Here is a 19,317-nt window from a genome sequence, read left to right as displayed (position 1 = left end):
ATCCTAATCAAAAAAAATCAAACAAACAAAAGAAACCAAACAATCCTAATCAAAAAAAATCAAACAAACAAAAGAAACCAAACAATCCTAATCAAAATAAACCAAACCTTACTAAAAAATAAAATCTATCCATTAATTTTTGATAGATGAATATGAGCAATTTTCCAAGTTGGTTGTTTTACTAATACAAATGTTGCACGTCCACTAATTTCCATGTGTTCTCCTGTGTATGCTTTAGTGTCTACTAACATTCCTTTTTGAATTAGTTCTAAAGCCACAACTGCAGTATCTCCAAATATGCTAATCTTTGGATTTTTTATTTCATATGAGTAATCTGAAATGCTGACAAATTTTAATTCTTCAAGCTCTATTGTATTTTGATAGTCTTTAAGATCATATGGTGGCAAATCACTAAAACTGGAGAATTTGGGGTCGTTAAGATGTATATCTTTGAGTGATTCTAAATTTTTTGTAATTCCTGCTTGAAATAATGTCTCTATGACTTTGATTATTTCTTCATTATCATTCAAAACTGTACATTTTGAGTGAAGGAAATATCAGTTTAAGTCTTCTGCACAATTAGCGTAAAAATCTGATTATTTTTTGAGAATCTTTATTAATTATAGGTTGATTATTTTTTTGATTTCAATGAGTGCAAAATTAACTGGAAAATTTAGCAACGATTTACTGATTGCTGTTCTATAGTGCTCTCAAAATTTACTAGCTTAAAATTATGGAGAAAGATTTAATGAATAAAATGGAAACTATGACTGGTGCAAAAGCCTTGATGACGGCTATGGAAAAAGAAGGCGTCAAACAAGTATTTGGATTACCGGGAGGTGCAAATCTTCCAATGTATGATGAATTTGCTAGATGTGATATTCGACATATTTTGGTAAGACATGAACAATCAGCTGCCCATATGGCTGATGGCTTTGGTAGAGTTAGTAGAAAACCTGGTGTATGTTTTGCTACGTCTGGTCCTGGTGCAACTAATATCTTAACTGGAATTGCAACAGCTCAAGCTGATTCTGCTCCAATGATTGCAGTAACTGGACAAGTTCCTGTAAATATGATTGGAAAAGATGCATTTCAAGAAAGTGATATTATTGGAATGGCAAATCCTGTTGTAAAATATGCATTTCAACCAAGAACTGCTAGCGAAGTTCCTGAAGTTGTAAAAAAGGGGTTCTTTATTGCCGAGTCTGGTAGGCCCGGACCTGTGCTAATAGACATTCCAAAAGACGTACAGATTAATGAAGAACAAATGACTTTTCCTGATGAATTTAAAATTCAAGGATATCATCCTTGGGCTGATCCTGATATTGTTAATGTTGAAAAAGCTATTGATATGCTACTTCATGCTGAAAAACCCATTATCTTAGCTGGTGGCGGTACAATCATTTCCTCTGCCTTTGCTGAGTTACAAGCTATTGCAGAAACTCTAATGCTTCCAGTGGTAACTACCTTTAAAGGAAAAGGTGCATTTCCAGAAACACATCCTTTGTCATTAGGACCTATAGGAATGCATGGACATGCAGAAGCTAACAAAATGATGGCAGAAGCTGATTGTGTATTGGCTATAGGAACTAGATTTTCTGACCGTTCTGTTGGAACCTTTGAAGCTTTTGAAAAAAGATTAAAAATTATTCATATGGATGTGGATCCTGCAGAAATTGGTAAAAATCAAACTACTCAAATTGCTGTAATTGGAGATGTTAGAGTAAATCTTAGAGTGATGGTAAAATTACTTTTGCAAAAAGCAATTAAAAAAACAGATGAAACTCCTTGGTTAAAACATGTTAAAGAAACAAAATCTTACTGGAAAGAAAATTTGAAAATACATCCTGGTGAAATGGGTGCTGCAAAAATTTTACGTAAACTTCGGGAATTGTTGCCAAAAGAATCTATCATTACTACTGAAGTGGGCCAACACCAAATGTGGGCATCTTTATTCTATGATGTAATTCAACCTGGTACGTTCTTTAGCTCTACTGGTCTTGGAACTATGGGTTGGGGATTTCCTGCTGCCATTGGCGCTAAAGTTGCCAAACCTGATGTTCCTGTCGTGGATATTGCTGGTGATGGAAGTTTTAGTATGACTGAAAACTCTCTTGCAACTGCTGTGTTGGAAGATATTCCAGTAATTGTATTTCTCTTAAATAATTCTACCTTGGGAATGGTAGCTCAATGGCAAAGAACTTTCTATGGAAGACGAATGATTGGCGTGGACCAGCAAAGCTGTCCTGATTACGTTAAACTTGCAGAGTCATATGGTGCTCAAGGAATTAGAGCTCAATCAATGGATGAACTTGACAAGGCAATCAAAACTGCTTTGAGCAGTAATGTCGCAACTGTAATTGACATTCCTATTGATCCTGAAGAAGACGTATTGCCATTTGTAGCTCCTGGAACTTCGTTATCGGATATGATCTTACCATCTTAGTGATTGACAATGTGGGCCATTCTTTCTATTTTAGTCGAAAACAAACCTGGTATCTTGTTTAAGGTGACTCATCTTTTTAGAGCAAGAAATTTCAATATTGATAGTATTTCAGTTGGAACTACTGAGAATCCTGATTATTCCAAGATGACCATTACCACATATGGTGACGAAAAACAGATTGATCAAATTGTAAAACAACTTGATAAAATGATTGATACCGTAAAAGTTGAGCATTTAGATGAGCACAAAACCGTCTTTAGAGAACTTAGTATTTTTAAGATAAAACTGAGTAATGCTAATGATAGTATGGAAATTAACAAATTAGCAAATGCGTATGGCGGTAAAGTTCATGATGTAAAAAAAGACTCCATAATGGTAGAATTGACTGCTACTCCTGATCAAATCAAAGCATTTGAGGAATTGGCAAAACCCTTTGGAATTCTTGATGTTGCACGTACTGGTGTTGCAGCTTTACAAAGGAGTGGAGTATAATGGTAAATGTCAGAATTTTTGACACTACCTTGCGAGATGGTGAACAAACACTTGGTGTGTCATTATCTCCAGATCAAAAATTAGCTATTGCAAAAAAACTTGATGAATTGGGCGTAGATGCAATTGAAGCTGGTTTTCCAGTAATATCCGAAGGTGAATCAAAAGCTGTCAAGATGATTACATCTGAAGGATTGTCTTGTGAAATTGCAGGATTAACTAGAACTATCAAAAAAGATATCGACGCAGCTGTTGATGCTGGATTAAACTACGTTCACACATTCATTGCAACTTCAGATATTCATTTGAAACATAAATTACAAATGACTAGAGAACAAGCTCTTGAAAAAGCAATTGAAGCAGTCGAGTATGGAAAATCTCGTGGTTTACAAGTAGAGTTTTCAGCTGAAGATGCTTCTAGAACTGATAGAGAATTTTTGAAAAAAGTTTTTGGTGATGTTGCTAAAGCCGGTGCTGATCGTGTCAACATTCCTGATACTGTTGGATATTCTACTCCTGAATACATGGCTGAAATTACTCGAGATACAATTGAAGCTACAAAATTACCTGTTAGTGTTCACTGTCATAACGACTTTGGTTTGGCAGTTGCAAATGCATTAGCTGGAATTCATGCCGGTGCATCATGTGCACATGTGACTATTAATGGAATTGGAGAAAGAGCTGGAAATGCTTCTTTGGAAGAACTCACTATGGCACTCAAATGCTTACCATATGAACAAAAATATGAAACTAATATCAAATCTGAATTAATCTATGATGTATCTAGATTCATCTCTAAAACTGTCGGAATAATCGTTCAGCCTAACAAGGCAATTGTTGGCGCTAATGCCTTTGGTCATGAATCTGGAATTCATACTCATGGTGTATTGAGCAACCCTCTCACTTACGAACCAATTAGCCCTGAATTAGTTGGAAGAAAAAGATGGCTCAAGGTTGGAAAGCATGCAGGTGTTCATGGGATGAATGCAATGTTAGAAGAATATGGTGTTAAACCCACTGAAGAACAAGCAAAACAGATCTTAGATAAAGTCAAGGTGTTAGGTGATCAAGGAAAACAAGTTACTGATGTTGAATTGTTATCCATGGCAAGTGAAGTTATGGGAGAAAAAGATCTTAAAAGAATTGTTCAGTTAACTGGTTTTTCAGTATCAACTGGAATTGGAACAATGCCGTATGCTTTTGTTAAACTAAATGTCGATGGTGAAGATCATATTGGAACTGATTATGGTGTAGGTCCTGTTGATGCAGCATTAAATGCAATTCAGAAAATTACCGGCAAAATCTCGGAAATCCGAATTAAAGACTATGGTTTAGCATCTATTTCTGGCGGTTCTGGAGCACTATGCGAAGTTACAGTAAAAGTTGAGGATCCTTTAGGAAACAAAGTTTCAGCAAAATCTGTAGGTGAAGATATTGTAACTACTTCTGTAAAGGCAGTAATTGATGCAATTAATAGAATCATGCTCAAAAAAATGCTTAATGAAAAACAGGTTAACTAAATCCTAAAATCTCCCTTCTTTGCTTCAAAATTATGTATAAAATATCATTAATTACTGGTGATGGGATAGGCCCTGAATTATCAGAATCTGCAATTTCTGTTTTGAACACCATTCATGATAAACTTGATTTGAAATTTGATATTGAAAAATTATCTGCAGGTGATAAAGCGTTGTCTGAAACTGGAAAAGCACTTCCAGATGAAACTGTTGAGTCGATAAAGCAATCTGATGTTTGCTTAAAGGCACCTGTTGGTGAAAGTGCAGCTGATGTGATTGTGGTGTTGCGACGTATGCTTGATCTATATGCCAATATCAGACCTGCAAAATCATATCCTCACATGCCTGCATTGCGTGATGATATTGATATGGTGATAGTTAGAGAAAATACTGAAGACCTTTACACTGGTAAAGAATTCAGTTTGGGTGATTCATCAGTTGCTTTGAGAATAATATCTGAGGCTGCTTCAAAAAGAATTGCAACATATGCATTTGAAACTGCAAAACAACGTGATTCTATGAAAAAAGTAACTTGTGTACACAAATCTAATGTGATGCGAGTTACTGATGGAATGTTTGCAAAAGCATGTTTAGAAGTTTCAAAAAATTATCCTGACATTATATTTGAACAAATGTATGTTGATGCATGTGCTATGAATCTAATTCGGCAACCTGAACAATTTGATGTTGTAGTTACCACTAATTTGTTTGGTGATATATTATCTGACGAGTCCTCTCAAGTAGTTGGAGGTTTGGGAATGGCTCCTGCTGCAAACATTGGCGATAAATTTGCATTATTTGAACCCGTTCATGGGGCTGCTTTTGATATAGCTGGACAAAACATCGCAAACCCTTCTTCGTTTTTGCTATCTATCAAAATGATGTTTGATTGGTTAGGAAACAAACACAATGATCCAAAATGTGTTGAAGTTGGTCAAAAATTAGAATCCACTATTTTTGATTTGGTAAAATCTGGAGTAAAGACAAAAGATATTGGTGGTGATAAGAGTACTTTGGAATTTACAAAACAAATTACTGATAATTTATAAAAAGGCAAAGCCCCCCTTTTGTGCGTAATTAGTTGGTAATGACTAGTGATATAGCGTAATCTAATTGAAACTTATTCTTTATTTTCTCGTTGTTTTTTACTTTCAGGAGTTCCAAAAAAAATGACCATTAGTGTTGCAACCATCATAACTAATGGAAATGTAAGTTGTGTTCCGACATGTCCTGCTAGAGGATCTGGTGCAGTAATCAAAATGTATATGAAAATAGCTGCACTGACACTAAAGAAACTCCAAAGTACTTTGCTATCTCTGAAAATTTTAGTGTTCATGGAAACATGTCCATTTATGAAAGTAATTTTGTAATATTTCCCTTTTACTCTATCTCGATGAGACTTGTTTTGTGCGTAATTAGTTGGTAATGACTAGGATTATGACGTGAGTTTGTTCAGATTAAATGAAAACTTTCAACAATTTGATTAAGTTCATTTTTTGTTTTAGCAGACATGTTTTGATTAAACATTTCACCATACACAAAATAAATCAAATTATCTTTTTGAACAATTTTTCCTTTGATTTCTATGAATGGTTCTTCCCATCCTCCAGAAATTGTTACTTTGTTATTTTTTTCATCCCATGTGTATGTGAATTCTCCTTTCCGACCGCCATCTGATAGATATTGTAGATCTCTTGAAATTAGTTCTGACAGATTTTCTGAATTTCCTTCATCACCCTGAAAAACTAAAACTGAAATTTTTTCATCGATAGAATGAGGTATTAGTACTCCGCCTATTACTTTGTAATTAGGTATTGAAAAATCAAATCTCTCTCTATTATGCCAAAAATCTCTAATGAAAAACCATTCTTTGCCCGATTTTGTAATTTTGTATTGATGTGTTAAACTGACATAATCATCTCCATAAACCCCATCATGAACATATTTCTCTGGACCTATAGTTCCATTAAATGTTAAAATTGAAACAATTATCACAGTAACTGTAATTCCAAACAATACCCCAACTTTTTTCCAACTTAATCTTTTATTCTTAGATAGTTCTGAATCAAACCAACTAACCGATTCATTGATTTTTTGTTTGTATTTTATCCCCAATCCAGCTAGAGTAATGAAAAATCCTGCTAATGCAATATTGTAAGTTTTTAATGAATTGGTTTCTTCAATTGTTCCAACATCAAAACGTGTCATATCCTTAACACGTGCATTTACTTCCTCAATAGAAAATGAAGAGGTAAATCCATCAGAATGGGCGTTAATTGAATCACTTCCTGTAAAAAAGAACCCATAATTTCCTCCACGTTCATAGAAAATTTTTCCTGTTCCATAATATTCACGATTGGTTTTAGATTTTGTTAATTCAATGATTGCAGGTTTGTTAAAACCCTCTGGATGTTGTTCTAATGGGAATTTTAAAGCATATGGAAAAATCACATATTGTTTTTCTGGAAGATAGTTCCAAGGGTCTGGTTTGTATTTCAAGATATTTTCATTTGGAAATTGTCTTGCTTCTACGATTATTGGGTTTTGTGCACTTAATGAATCTGTTTTCAAAACTACTTGCATATCCAACTCTGGAGGATTATCTGGGTGTTGTTGAACTGCAAAACCTCCAAGAAGTACTCGATCGCCCAGATAAGGATGAATTGTATTAAACCCACCAGAATATGCATAAACTGCTCCTATGCTCAGAAGGATTATTGATATGATTATTCCAATTTTTATTTTCTTTTCAATTTTAGATTTATTCAAATGTATTTTATTTTCAGATTTGGGTTCTGATTTTATTTTCTTGGATTTTTTGTTTTGTTTATGTTTGCCCACATAAAAAAATCTTGGATCTAAGTAAATAAGACTAGTGCTTATCTAGTTTGTCAATACTTGGTATGACTAAATCACAATCAGTTAATTTTAGAAATCTGATTTGAGATTCAATTTTTGACTTTACTATTTGCCGTGAAAGGTAGTTTCTTTTTTCTGTAATTCTAAATGTGTCGTATTGTGCAATTCTGTTGTTTGTTGCAGTAAGGGAACTCATAATTCCGCTCATGAAACATTGCGGGTTTCCCTGAGGATCAACTAGTATGACATTTTGATTATTCTTAGATAGTATTGCCAATGCTTCTGTACTGACATAGCCATTTCCTGAAAGAACTATCTTCTCATATGGCATTCTGTTGGGATACCATGATTCGATTTGTGGTTCTGAAAACGGGTCGTGGTTGTCTTTGAGGATAATTTTGGAATCTTTTACAGAGATGGAATGACCGTAGCCTTTGAGAAATTTTATGTTATAGTGATTTTTTTGACCTGTTAGGGGCATTATGGGCAACCAAGTTTATTGTAATCATTCATTGCTAAACCAAATTCTCCTAATGCTTGAGGATCATTGCTGTTTGCACCATCTCTATTTTTGTCCATGATTTCCTTCAGAACTTTACATTCATCAGACATGGTGGTCATTTTTTCAATTAATTGTTCAATCCGTCCATCATGACATGAAGGAATTGCTTTTAGTGGATCTGTTTTATTACATTCCTCCAACCACTGAGGCATTATTTTATCACATCCTGTACCGTCTGTCTGGCAGTGAATAATTGCCTTGTTGACGATTGCATCCATGTCTGTTAGTGTTTCTTCTAAAGACTGATTTGCTTTCTCTTCTCTTTCAGATAAAATATTTGAAAGAGAAGAAATTACTAGCAATCCAAGAACAAGAGCTATTATGGAAATGATAATTGTAATTTTGGAAACCATTGAAAAACAAACTTTGTTTTAGATTATAACAATTCTCCAACAAACAAACTCACGTCATAATCCTAGTCATTACCAACTATTTAGGCACAAAAGGGGGGCTTTGCCTTTTTACTGATAATTTATAAAAATTATTTTAAAACAACGAGATACACGGAAAACACCTTGAATCAAGGACGTATTCCTAACATGATGTGTTTTCCATACCTATCACTCTACGACGCAGAGTAACGGTTTCTCGTCATATCTATTACGTCAAAATGATATTTAACCATGATCATAATTCCCATCTGGTGCTAACTAGAATCTCTCATGAGATCTTATTGATATATTCTTCATGAATTCTTTTCTGATTTTGAACGATCCACAAAAATGCTATCTCGTTTGCATCCATGATTTGAATTGAAATATTTTTGATAAAGATCAAAAAGTGTAAAAAAATTGATTTTTTGCTTTTACTTGAATTCCTTGTATCTGAAATCTGTTTTTTTAAACAGATGAATTCGTTTTGTAACGTTTCTAGTCTTTTCTTTTCTTTAAATCTGATTTTGGTGGGTTTAATGACCAAAAAAACATGGCAAGGCATATTGGAATCATGATTAAAACTGCTGCAACAACAGAAATTGCATAAAAATTGGGATCTAGTCCTGGGATGAGTGGCCCTGGAAAAACTGCATATAACCATAACAACCCTACAAAAATCAATACTGGCTTGTTCTTTTTTATGACTTGTCTTGGAGAAAGCTTTCGTTTTTGTATATAGCAATCTTTGCAGCGTGTTTTATCATCTGTCATACATGATGTACAGCAATTTTTTTCACAGAAATAACAAATTCTATCCCCAAATGATGAACCACAAAAATCACATTTGTACACTACAATAGATCCGTCTCTTTGAATTTATCTATTTTCTAAATTATCAATTTTTATTAATTGCATTTTATATCAAAATCCTATGGCTGTTTGCTGTATTTGTAAAATTGCTAATGGGACCTTAAAAATCTCTGACGGTAATCCAAAATATAAAGGAAAACCTATCTGCAAAGAATGTCAGGGTTATCGTAAACTACTCAAAGAAACAAAATAGATTACTGAGATTCTTTAGTTTTGTTTTTTGCTGCCCATTCTTCATACATTTTAATTAATTCATCTACATCTTTGCCTTCTTCTGAATATGTAACAATAACTCCAAATGTTCCTTTTTTATCATGACCACGTGCAAAATAACCCCAAAACGAATCAGGTAGCTTTGCAAAACTGTTAGAATCATGAGACACTCCAATTAGGTTATTGCCTATTACCTCTACAACTTTTTTTGCATCATTTTGTTCAATCATATTTTTACCAAATCTTCATTCCATAAAAATCTGAATGAATCTCTTTCTTAATTAACGCCTTTTCTTCTGCTTAGTTTTTCGCCTGTTAGTACTGTATTTTTTTCAAAATCGTCTAACTTTTTCTTCATTTCGTCTTTTTCCTCTTTAGTTAATTCTCTAACAATATTGTCTTCCCCGTCTGCAAAATTCTCACATTTATCGCACAACCATAATGGCGGCTTATCTTTTGCAAATACTATTGGCAATCTTCTTTCATTACATTGTTTACAAAATAATGTCATCTTTTATCTCTCCTATGGACTTAATCTATCTGGATCTCGTGGATATAATACTACTTCACGTACATTATCGATTCCAATCAACGTCGTCATCAGTCTGTCTAATCCCATACCCCAACCTGAATGAGGAGGCATCCCCCAATCAAATGCTTTAAGATGGTCTGCAAATTGGGCTGGGTCTAATCCCTGTTCCTTTAATCTATTTTTTAGCATCTCCGGATTATGGAGCCTTGTGCCTCCTGATGATAGTTCCAAAAATCCATATTGTAAATCAAATGAACGTGAAAGTGTGGCATCTTCATCTTTTTCTCTAATGTAAAATGGTTTGAGCTTCATAGGCCAATCCATTAAAAAGAAAAACCCTGGATGATTTTTACCAATGATCCTCAAATGTGAATCAAGCAAGTCTTCGCCAAACTCTACTTGTTCCCCTTCTTTTTTCAATTCTTCAATACACTGTGAATATGTAATTCTCTCAAATGGTGCAGAAGGAACTTCAATAGTGTGTCCAATTGCTTCTTGCTCTTTTTTACAATTTTCTGAAACATCTTTGTATACAGCTAAAACCAATGCCTCTAAAACATTCATGACATCTTCATAGTCCATAAATGCAGCTTCAATATCGATGCTGGTAAATTCTGTTAAATGTCGTCCTGTGTGAGAATTTTCTGCTCTGTAAAAGTTTGAAATTTCAAACACTCTTTCTAGCCCAATTGTCATTTGTTCTTTGTATAGTTGTGGACTTTGAGCTAGATATGCTGTTTTTCCAAAATATTCTAATGAAAATAAATCTGCACCTCCTTCGCTAGCACTTCCAATGATTTTTGGTGTAGTGATTTCTAAGAATTTTTTATTTGTCAGTGTTTTTCTTAGTGATTGTAAAACATGATGACGTAATTTGAAAATTGATGCTGTTTTTTGGTTTCTCATATCTAATGCTCTATGATTTAATCTTGTATCGATATTACTCTCCACTCTGCCAATTGGATCTACTGGTAATGGGTGAATTGCTTTTCCTAATATTTCAATTTCATCTGCTTTAATTTCAAATGCAAAATCTCTAGCTTTAGTTTCTTGAACAATTCCTTTAACACTTACTACACTTTGACGATTTATTTCTCCTAAATTATCATTTAATTCTCCTTTAACTATAACTTGTGAAATTCCTGAGACATCTCTGAGTGTAATGAAAGACATTTTCCCTAATTTTCTGAGATCTTCAATCCATCCCCCCAATACCACTTGCTTTCCAATTAAATCTTCATTTAATTCAGAAATATCGTGAGTTTTTACAAAAACCATGTCTATCTTTTATCCTCAAATTCTATCTCAATGTCAAGGTTTCGGGCATTTCGTACAATTTGTACAACCTTTTCTGTATCGATAGGGAATTTTGGAGTCCATTTGCCTGAGACTACTGCCTTTGTCTTTTGAACTCCGCCTGGAGCCCATACTGCATTAATTGATAAGATTTTTGTTGGAAAGAACAAATCTTCTATGAATCTTTTATCCGTTTCATCTGCTTCTACTAGCCAGATCTTACCTTTGAACTGATCTTGTAAAATTCGATATAGAGTACGGCTTTGTCTAATTATCATTATGTCATTTTTTGCTAAAGATAATACAAAATTACCATCAAATTCTTTGCATGAAAATAATGTAAAATTTTCAATTTCTTTATTTGTTTTAGCAATTTTTGCTAAATTCATTGATGCTTCTACATCTGCTTTTGTTAATTCTCCTGATTCCACTTTGCTCTCGCATTGGGGACATAGGATTGAATTTTTTGCATCAAAGCCACAAATTGGTAATTTCATTTGAATCGACTTTTTCATTCTGATAATGTTGTTTATATCCCTTAGTGCAAAACAAAAATCATAGTTTGGATCTGTGTAAATTATGACGTTTCTTACAGTTAATGGATTATCTGCAAAGTACTCTTCATCAAAAGGTCCTGTTTATGCAGTAGATGATGTTGATTTTGAATTAAAAACTGGTGAATCTATTGGAATCGCAGGTGAAAGTGCATGTGGAAAAAGTACTTTGGGCTTATCTATAATCCGAATGCTTTCTGGAGGTACTGCAAATGGGATGATAGTTTTTGATGGTAATTCTATTTTAGATCTTGACGAATCTGCATTTGATAATGAATACAGATGGAAAAAAATTTCTATGATTTTTCAAGGTGCGATGAATTCTCTTGATCCTGTCTTTACAATAAATGAACAATTTATGGAAATTTTAAAACAACATACTTTCAAGGGTGACTCAAAACAACTGATCTTAGATGCAATGAATTCTGTTAATCTTGATGAAAACGTTCTAAAAAAATATCCTCATGAGCTTAGTGGTGGAATGAAACAAAGAGTCATTATTGCAATGGCCTTATTACTGAAACCACAATTTGTGATTGCAGACGAACCTACTACTGCATTAGATGTTTTAATTCAAGCACAAATAATCAATTTACTCAAATCTCTCAAAAAAGATGGCATGTCTTTTATGTTAATTACGCATGATTTAGCAGTTTTATCTGAAATTGCAGATAAAATTGGCATTATGTATGGAGGTCAAATGGTGGAGTTTGGCTCCTCAGAAGAAATATACAAGAATCCTAAACATCCTTACACTCAAGGTCTTTTAGAATCCATCCCTACTTTGAAAGGCAATGTTCCAAAATACATTAAAGGAATTCCTCCTAGTCTACTTGATGCTCCAACTCAATGTAGGTTTATTGATAGATGTCCTTTAGCCATTGAAAAATGTAGAGAATTGCCTCCAAAATTCAAAACTGATACGGGCTATGTTAGATGTTGGTTATATGAAGATGATAAATAATTTTATTTTAAATTGAGATATTCTTCATCAATTTTTTTTAAATAAATTTCTTGTAGTTGTGCTATCTCTCTGCTTGTGGTGTTTTTACAAATCATTTTTGCATATTGAACCAAATCTGTATTTTGTCTAGTTTTCTCAAACTTTTCAATTTTCTTAAATGAATCTTGTTCAAACTTCATTATGTCTCGTAATTCTTTGCTGATTTCTTCAGCTTTCATCTTTTGATAGTTTTTAGCATTTGATTTTCTAAAACTGATTTCATCAATTAATTTTTCAATTTCATCTGGCTTTTTCATATTTTTTAGTTTAATTCCTCAAATAAGTTAATTTTGTAATTCTTTTTTATGTTCTAAAATATGTTTTAACCCATCTGTCATGCTAAGTGAATCTAAATCGATTTCACAATAAGGACACTTCATATGTCAGGAATATTTTTTTACAATTGGCAAGCATGAATCGATAATTCTTAACATTTCGGATCTGATGACTTTTTTATCAATAGATATCCATACTCTTGATTTTTTGATTGCAAAGGAAATAGTTTGAACTTTCTTTCTTTCTTCCCATACAAATTCAATTTCTCCTAGATTTTTATCGAAAAACCCTTCCAAATCTGTCTTTATCGCAATGTGTGAGAATTGATACTGTGTATTTTTTTCATTGAGAAGTGGCACTAAATCTGGTCTTCTTTTGTATGCTAACAAGTCTCCACTTTCACCAATTACGCCTACAAATCTGATGTATGGACTAATTGTGGCTATGGTATTGCAAATACTTTCGAAATCTTTTTTTGACAATTGATAGAGTTCTAAAAAGATGATATTTTAATGAATTGCAAGATTTTCATTCTAGATCTAATTAAATAATGCCTGAAAATAGTTTGAATTGTGGATTTTGTTGATCTATTTCCATTTGCTCCTGAAGTAGGATATCTCAGCTTATCCTTGGTGAATTTCTTTGGCTCTCTAGTTCCGTTTGTTCCGTTGCCTGGATTTTTACTTCTTGCAACTATGTCTGTTGGTGATCAATATGATCTGCATGTCTTAGCATTACTTTCAGCAATTACTGCAACTGTAGCAAAACAAATTATTTTTTACGTCAGCTACGGTGGTAGAAAAATTATCAAAGAACAAACACGAAAGAGAATGCGACCTTTTGAGCGATTGGTTAAAAGATATGGTGCAGGTGCCGCTTTTTTTGCAGCAGCAACACCGATACCCGATGATTTGGTATACGTTCCTTTAGGTCTTGCAAAATACAATCCGAAGAGATTTTTTATTGCAACTTTGATTGGAAAAATTGTTCTTAGTTATTCTATTGTGTTTATTTCACATCATTTGGGGTTGTCTCTAGTTGAACCTTTTCTAGAAAACATTGACGATGCAACTCCTGTTTACATTGGAATAATCATTTTTGGTGTGATGATGACTTCTGTAATTGTTTTGCTTTTGAGATTAGATTGGGCAAAAATTCTTGGAAGATTTGCACCATGGACTCTGGATGAAAATAACAAAGATTAATTTTTTATTTTAAAATTCCATAATTTGTCTACTGCTTTTGTTATGCCTACTCTTGGTGTTGCGGTAATTTTTGTTGGATTGATTCCTTCAGAAATGTATAATTCTGATTTTTTTGTTAAATCTATTCCATAATGTTCTTTGGTGATTTTTAGGGCCTGAGTTAATTTTGCAGGACCATTAGTGAGGTTCTTTAAATCTGGATTTTTTCTATTTTTTTGCATGATTTCTATTCCTTTTACAGGCTTAATTGCTCGAATTAGTACTGCTCCTGCAGCAACTTTTGGGGATCTAGCCACAACATTAAAGCAAAAATACATTCCATATGTAAAATAGACATAAGCAGAACCTACTTCTTCAAACATGACTCTATTTCTATCTGTAATTTTTCTAAATGCATGACTTGCAGGATCATCATCATGTTTGTATGCTTCAGTTTCTGTAATTATTCCTGATATTTCGCTTTTTCCTATTTTTCTAACTATTTTTTTTCCTAGGAGATTTTTTGCAACATTAACTGTATCTTTTGAATAAAATTCTCTAGGTAGTATATTCAATGTCAATTTTCACTTTTTTTTTATTTTTTAATTCTTCTACTAGATCAAATAACTTCACAATGTCTTTTTTCAAAACTTTGATTAGTTCTTGATTGTAGATAGTAGCTGCTGGATGAACTGTTAGAAAATACATCTGTTTATTTTTTTGTACTAGTTTACCTCTAAATTTTGTAATTTCAGAACCTCCTAACAATGTATTAAATGCTGTATTTCCTAGTATGCAAATAATTTTTGGTTTAATAATTGAAATTTCTTCTTTAAGATAATCTTGACATGTTTCTCGTTCAATCGCTGTTGGAACTCTGTTATTTGGAGGTCTGCATTTGACTATGTTGGTGATGTATACTTCTTCTCTTGTAATTCCTGCCCCTTCTAATGCTTCAGATAATTTTTTCCCTGCAATTCCGATAAATGGCTCTCCGCTCTTGTCTTCGTTTCTTCCAGGTGCCTCTCCTACAAATATCACTTCTGAATGAAAATTTCCTTTCCCTGGAACTGAATTAGTTCTAGTTTTACATAGATCACATTCTGTACATTCTATTACATTTTGTTTAATATCTTCTAATTTTTGATTCATTTTTCAATTCACACTCTTTACTGTTGCAACTCCTCTGATTGTTGGTCCTCCATTGCCCATTATCATTGATTGCATGGGATCTCCTTTTCCACAATTGGTGATTGGTCTGACTGTAAAATCATTTCCACAGGCATCAATTGATTTGAAAAATCCAGGTGCTATTCCCATCACAATCACATCTTTTAGCAAATCTGTAATTTCCCCATTTTCAATTTTCTGTGCATATTGGCAAGATATGCTCCAGTTATACCGTTTCATATCTATTGAGGGAATTTTCATGTTTGAAATTAAATATCCATTTTTAGTCTCTTTGATAATTTCTTCTACTTTTAAATTTCCATTTGCAATACATGTACATGCCATTCGAATTAGTGGAATGAATCGATAATTTGTAGCTCTCATGTTTCCTGTTGGTGGAGAATCAAATTCATAAGCTGTTTCTCTGTTTTGCATATGATTTTTTAATATTCCATTTTCAACAAGAGTTGTTTTTCTAGTTTCGATCCCTTCATCATCAAATTGATACCATCCTAAACTTTCTTCTATGGTTGGATCATCAAACACATTGAGATTTTCAGAACCTATCTTCTCTCCTAGTTTGTTTTTCCACCATGCTCCTCCTGCCCATGCCATTTCTTTTCCTAATACTCTATCAGCTTCTGATGGATGTCCAAGTATTTCATGTGTAAGTAATGAGACAAAATCTGGATTCATCACCACTGTTGCTTTTTCTTCTTTTATTGGTTTAGCTTTTGTTAACTGTGATGCTTTTACTGAAATTTCTCTGGCACTATCATAACTTTTGTTGTTTTTTTGAATTTGCTCTAATCCTCCTCTCCCTCCCTCTGTAATGTTGACTGATTGAGTAATTCCATCATCGTGAGCAGTTGCAACCATATCTATGACAACATCTGTAAAATTTTGTAGAATTTCTGAACCTTCTGAATTTACAAAATATTTTGAATTAATTGAATATCGTGGATGTATAATTGACTTAATTATTTTTGGTGTCTCTGAAATTATACTACTACATTCTAATCCTATTTCTATTATGTTATCTATACTTGGTTTTTTTAAAACTGGATAATTGATTTGTTTTTTTTGAGATGTATTTGGAAATAATTTAATTTCATTTTCTTTTTGTTTTTGAGTATTTGAGTTTTTAATTGAATTATCTAAAATTTCTTTAATTTGTTCAAATGATTGAGGATTTGTAATTGAACAAAAACCCCATGCTTTATCTTTGATAATTCTTATGCCTAATCCTCTATCCTCATAATTTCTAATGAATTCTGTTTGATTATCTTCTAAAAATACTGATTTTTGTTCTTGTTGCTCTGCCCTTACATCGCAATATTGAACACCTTGTGTCTGAGCATATCTCACAATCTTGTCTGCGTAATCTTGTAATCTGGCATCCATGTATTAGCAATTGTATATTGATTCGTAAGTCTTGTGTTATCTAATGACTTGAAATTGCAGGCATGGTGAAATAGTATTCATCTTCAAAATCATAGTCCGTTATGCCTCTTTTTCTTAAAAATTCAAAATATTTAGTGCAATTGTTGTAAAATTCATTATTTTTTTCATTACTTTCTTTCATACTCTTGGTCCCTAAATCTCCATTTTTTTGAGAGTGTGAGTGTTTTTAGCTCTGAAAGTTTGTTTTCTTTAAGCAGAATTTAATGGAGATTTCATATTTTCACTATTTTTGGGTATTGTAAATGAAAAAGTTGATCCTTGACCTGGTATACTTTGTACTGAAATCTTTCCAAAATGATTTTCGATAATTCCTTTACAGATTGCTAAACCTAATCCGCTACCTCCCCTCTCTCTTGTTAATGTAGCATCAACTTGATAGAATTTTTTGAATAGATCTTTTTGTTTGTCTAAAGGTATTCCAATTCCGTTGTCTTTAATTGAAATTTTAACATTATCTGGATTGTCTTCCATCATAACTTGAATTTTTCCAGCATTAGGTTGAATTGCTGTAATGCTGTTTTTAATCAAATTTGTAATCACTTGCCCTATTCTTTCAGAATCATGATTTATGATCATGCTTGTAGCGTTTGAAGAAATTTCTATATTGTTTGTTTCAGCTTCTGGTTTTAATCTTTCAATGGATTTTGTAATCGTATCCTTGATGTCTGTTTCTGCTCTTGTCATTCGTAACTGTCCCAAATCCAATTTTTGAGCGTCAAGTAAATCTGAAATAATTGATAATAATGTTTCAGAACTTGATTTTATAATACTGATTCTTTCTTTTTGTTTGTCAGTTAGTTTTCCTAAATGTTCGTTAAGCAAAATATCTGAATACCCTTGAATTGGTACAAGAGGAGTTTTTAATTCATGTGTGATCATTGCAAGAAATTCATCTTTTGCAATGTCTGTTTTCTTTGCTTCATCTTCTTTTTGTTTGATGGTGTCAGACATTATGTTGAAATTTGTGACAAGCTGTCCTACTTCATCTGAACCTGAATATTCTATTTTTTCACCATAGACCCCTTCTTTCACTTTTGATATAGCTTTAGTGATTAATTCTAAAGGTGTTAGTGATTTTCTAATTACGTATAAAACTAGAATGAAAACTGCTATGTCTATTCCTAATAGAATCTGAATTATGAATTGTTTTTCTGAGCTTTGTTGTGTAAGTTCATGATTCCATGATTCGAGAAGACTATCTATGTTGTTGAACAAAATTATTTTTTCATTATTCATTTCATTTTTTGCTGAATTAAATTCTGGTGATAAAAGAGATCTTTCTTCAAGAATTTCTAATCTGTTTTTTACTGATTCCCATAATGGATCCAATTTTCTTAATGATTCTGAATTTTCTCTAGGAAGTGGAATTAATTCTCCATGAGTCATTCCGACACTTTCTACATCTAAATCTGCTGTAGATGTTTGTAACAATTTTCTTATTCCTATTTCAAATTGTAGATTTTTTTCTTGTAATGTTTCTTGAGAATTCTCTCCTTCTCCTATTGAAATAAGTAAGGTTTGCTGACCTATGATTTTTGCACATTCTGCTAATTCTTTAGCAATTTGTTTATGCTCGTTGTAATCTCTGTCTAAACTTTCCAAGTCTTTATTCAATTGATCTGCATATAATACGAGATCTTGATTTTTTTGCAGAACATAATTCATCGCACTTGTAGCTTCTTGATCAAAAACAGATGTTTTCTGAACTTTGTTTGCTTTTACTTTGTATGATTCCCATGATGCAAGAACTTCATCATAATCTGTAAGAAGTGATGTTGGAATTTGTTCTAAGTTTTGTCCTTTAAGTTCTCCTCCGTTACGAATCTTCATTAAGGTTGTCTGTACCTCTGCCAGTTCTTTTTCAAGTATTTTTTTATCTTCTATAACTCCATTTGCCACTGATACAGATAACCCTGCTATTGATTCTGATTTTACTTTGATGTCTCCTGCACCAATAATGGAGTAAGATTGAGAAGCTTCTGAATTCTGATCTTGGTATAACAAAAATAAATTAAAAATTGCTACAATGATGAGTATGGCAATTAACACATATGCCTTACTGACTATCTTCATAACAGACAGGACTTATCGTAGACTATAAAAATAATAGGTAAATTTTATTCAGTTATACATTATGTCTGATGAATTTATTTCCGTAGCTACAAAAGAAGTTAATTCTGATATAGAATCTCTTGAAAATATTTACAAATTATGTTCAAATGATTTTGATGTTTTTCAAAATTCATCAAAACTTCAAAAACACACTCATAAAATTAAGGGGCTTGCTCCAATGATGGGAAAAGAATCCTTGGGAGATGTTTCTGCTTCTCTTGATGATCTTTTTAAAAAAATGATTGACGGTTCTCATTATGATGGTATTTTTGATTTACTGTCTCAATCGATTCTAGCAATGAAAAAATCTATGACTGTGCCTAATTTTGATTTTAGTCAAATTAATAATAAAATCAAACAGCTTTAGTCAAATTTTAGTTGCTGAAGTTTTTTAAT

Annotated in this window: 23 protein-coding genes; 7 read left to right on the top strand and 16 right to left on the bottom strand. The window is 32.7% G+C overall.

Annotation, left to right across the window (positions count from 1 at the left end):
- Nucleotides 1–125: 125 nt before the first annotated feature.
- Nucleotides 126–530 carry a nuclear transport factor 2 family protein gene (locus K5781_RS02025; RefSeq protein WP_297440187.1) on the bottom strand — a complete coding sequence of 135 codons (405 nt, stop codon included), beginning with the start codon at nt 528–530 and terminating at the stop codon, nt 126–128.
- 218 nt (nt 531–748) lie between these two features.
- Here K5781_RS02025 and ilvB point away from each other — a divergent pair, with 218 nt between their 5' ends.
- From ilvB to K5781_RS02005, 4 genes are read left to right on the top strand one after another with little or no spacing between them, the layout of a single operon-like run.
- Nucleotides 749–2,446, top strand: a complete 1,698-nt coding sequence (gene ilvB / locus K5781_RS02020; protein ID WP_297440185.1) for a biosynthetic-type acetolactate synthase large subunit — start codon at nt 749–751, stop codon at nt 2,444–2,446.
- A 9-nt stretch (nt 2,447–2,455) separates the two neighbouring features.
- Complete coding sequence (gene ilvN / locus K5781_RS02015; RefSeq protein ID WP_297440183.1) at nt 2,456–2,938, top strand: acetolactate synthase small subunit; 483 nt, start codon at nt 2,456–2,458, stop codon at nt 2,936–2,938.
- On the top strand, nt 2,938–4,455 hold the full coding sequence (locus K5781_RS02010; RefSeq protein WP_297440181.1) for a 2-isopropylmalate synthase: 1,518 nt from the start codon (nt 2,938–2,940) through the stop codon (nt 4,453–4,455). The genes ilvN and K5781_RS02010 overlap by 1 nt, the downstream gene beginning before the upstream one ends.
- A gap of 32 nt (nt 4,456–4,487) precedes the next feature.
- On the top strand, nt 4,488–5,501 hold the full coding sequence (locus tag K5781_RS02005; protein ID WP_297440179.1) for an isocitrate/isopropylmalate dehydrogenase family protein: 1,014 nt from the start codon (nt 4,488–4,490) through the stop codon (nt 5,499–5,501).
- Between the two features lie 71 nt (nt 5,502–5,572).
- Here K5781_RS02005 and K5781_RS02000 read toward each other — a convergent pair whose 3' ends face one another.
- From K5781_RS02000 to K5781_RS01960, 9 genes are all read right to left on the bottom strand, one after another.
- Nucleotides 5,573–5,788: a hypothetical protein gene (locus tag K5781_RS02000; protein ID WP_297440177.1), complete on the bottom strand. Its 216-nt coding sequence runs from the start codon at nt 5,786–5,788 to the stop codon at nt 5,573–5,575.
- A 116-nt stretch (nt 5,789–5,904) separates the two neighbouring features.
- Nucleotides 5,905–7,293, bottom strand: coding sequence for a hypothetical protein (locus K5781_RS01995; protein ID WP_297440175.1), 1,389 nt, complete (start codon nt 7,291–7,293; stop codon nt 5,905–5,907).
- A gap of 31 nt (nt 7,294–7,324) precedes the next feature.
- The gene (locus K5781_RS01990; protein ID WP_297440173.1) at nt 7,325–7,792 is read right to left on the bottom strand and encodes a CRISPR-associated endonuclease Cas1; all 468 of its coding nucleotides are present in this window, start codon (nt 7,790–7,792) and stop codon (nt 7,325–7,327) included.
- On the bottom strand, nt 7,792–8,226 hold the full coding sequence (locus K5781_RS01985) for a hypothetical protein (RefSeq protein WP_297440170.1): 435 nt from the start codon (nt 8,224–8,226) through the stop codon (nt 7,792–7,794). Before K5781_RS01985 ends, K5781_RS01990 begins: the two co-directional genes overlap by 1 nt.
- Before the next feature lie 516 nt (nt 8,227–8,742).
- The gene (locus tag K5781_RS01980; RefSeq protein ID WP_297440168.1) at nt 8,743–9,018 is read right to left on the bottom strand and encodes a hypothetical protein; all 276 of its coding nucleotides are present in this window, start codon (nt 9,016–9,018) and stop codon (nt 8,743–8,745) included.
- A gap of 293 nt (nt 9,019–9,311) precedes the next feature.
- A complete protein-coding gene (locus K5781_RS01975; protein ID WP_297440166.1) occupies nt 9,312–9,560 on the bottom strand; it encodes a hypothetical protein in 249 nt (82 codons plus the stop codon).
- A gap of 47 nt (nt 9,561–9,607) precedes the next feature.
- Nucleotides 9,608–9,841, bottom strand: coding sequence for a hypothetical protein (locus tag K5781_RS01970; protein WP_297440165.1), 234 nt, complete (start codon nt 9,839–9,841; stop codon nt 9,608–9,610).
- 12 nt (nt 9,842–9,853) lie between these two features.
- On the bottom strand, nt 9,854–11,140 hold the full coding sequence (gene aspS, locus K5781_RS01965) for an aspartate--tRNA(Asn) ligase (protein ID WP_297440163.1): 1,287 nt from the start codon (nt 11,138–11,140) through the stop codon (nt 9,854–9,856).
- A 2-nt stretch (nt 11,141–11,142) separates the two neighbouring features.
- Nucleotides 11,143–11,655 carry a transcription elongation factor NusA gene (locus K5781_RS01960; RefSeq protein WP_297440161.1) on the bottom strand — a complete coding sequence of 171 codons (513 nt, stop codon included), beginning with the start codon at nt 11,653–11,655 and terminating at the stop codon, nt 11,143–11,145.
- 82 nt (nt 11,656–11,737) lie between these two features.
- On the opposite strand from K5781_RS01960, the gene K5781_RS01955 reads away from it, so the two are divergent.
- A complete protein-coding gene (locus tag K5781_RS01955) occupies nt 11,738–12,676 on the top strand; it encodes an ABC transporter ATP-binding protein (protein WP_297440159.1) in 939 nt (312 codons plus the stop codon).
- Between the two features lie 2 nt (nt 12,677–12,678).
- Here K5781_RS01955 and K5781_RS01950 read toward each other — a convergent pair whose 3' ends face one another.
- Both K5781_RS01950 and K5781_RS01945 read right to left on the bottom strand, forming a co-directional pair.
- Nucleotides 12,679–12,972, bottom strand: a complete 294-nt coding sequence (locus tag K5781_RS01950; protein WP_297440157.1) for a hypothetical protein — start codon at nt 12,970–12,972, stop codon at nt 12,679–12,681.
- A 126-nt stretch (nt 12,973–13,098) separates the two neighbouring features.
- Complete coding sequence (locus tag K5781_RS01945; protein WP_297440155.1) at nt 13,099–13,473, bottom strand: hypothetical protein; 375 nt, start codon at nt 13,471–13,473, stop codon at nt 13,099–13,101.
- 90 nt (nt 13,474–13,563) lie between these two features.
- Between K5781_RS01945 and K5781_RS01940 the strand changes: the two genes are divergently transcribed.
- Nucleotides 13,564–14,196 carry a VTT domain-containing protein gene (locus K5781_RS01940; RefSeq protein ID WP_297440153.1) on the top strand — a complete coding sequence of 211 codons (633 nt, stop codon included), beginning with the start codon at nt 13,564–13,566 and terminating at the stop codon, nt 14,194–14,196.
- On the opposite strand, the gene K5781_RS01935 is transcribed toward K5781_RS01940, so the two are convergent.
- The 4 genes from K5781_RS01935 to K5781_RS01920 all read right to left on the bottom strand — a co-directional run bounded on the left by K5781_RS01935 (nt 14,193) and on the right by K5781_RS01920 (nt 18,882).
- The gene (locus K5781_RS01935) at nt 14,193–14,750 is read right to left on the bottom strand and encodes a DNA-3-methyladenine glycosylase (protein WP_297440151.1); all 558 of its coding nucleotides are present in this window, start codon (nt 14,748–14,750) and stop codon (nt 14,193–14,195) included. The genes K5781_RS01940 and K5781_RS01935 overlap by 4 nt on opposite strands.
- Nucleotides 14,734–15,327, bottom strand: a complete 594-nt coding sequence (locus tag K5781_RS01930) for a uracil-DNA glycosylase (protein ID WP_297440149.1) — start codon at nt 15,325–15,327, stop codon at nt 14,734–14,736. Before K5781_RS01930 ends, K5781_RS01935 begins: the two co-directional genes overlap by 17 nt.
- 3 nt (nt 15,328–15,330) lie before the next feature.
- Entirely contained in the window at nt 15,331–16,749 is a 1,419-nt protein-coding gene (locus K5781_RS01925; protein WP_297440147.1) for a TldD/PmbA family protein, read from the bottom strand.
- Nucleotides 16,750–16,998: 249 nt separating this feature from the next.
- The gene (locus tag K5781_RS01920; RefSeq protein WP_297440145.1) at nt 16,999–18,882 is read right to left on the bottom strand and encodes a HAMP domain-containing sensor histidine kinase; all 1,884 of its coding nucleotides are present in this window, start codon (nt 18,880–18,882) and stop codon (nt 16,999–17,001) included.
- Between the two features lie 61 nt (nt 18,883–18,943).
- On the opposite strand from K5781_RS01920, the gene K5781_RS01915 reads away from it, so the two are divergent.
- Complete coding sequence (locus tag K5781_RS01915) at nt 18,944–19,288, top strand: Hpt domain-containing protein (RefSeq protein WP_297440143.1); 345 nt, start codon at nt 18,944–18,946, stop codon at nt 19,286–19,288.
- Nucleotides 19,289–19,317: the final 29 nt, after the last annotated feature.

Source organism: Nitrosopumilus sp. (assembly GCF_025699255.1).
Taxonomy (GTDB): domain Archaea; phylum Thermoproteota; class Nitrososphaeria; order Nitrososphaerales; family Nitrosopumilaceae; genus Nitrosopumilus.
The sequence above is the reverse complement of the archived record's forward strand: the minus strand, read 5'-3'. Positions and strand labels throughout refer to the sequence as shown.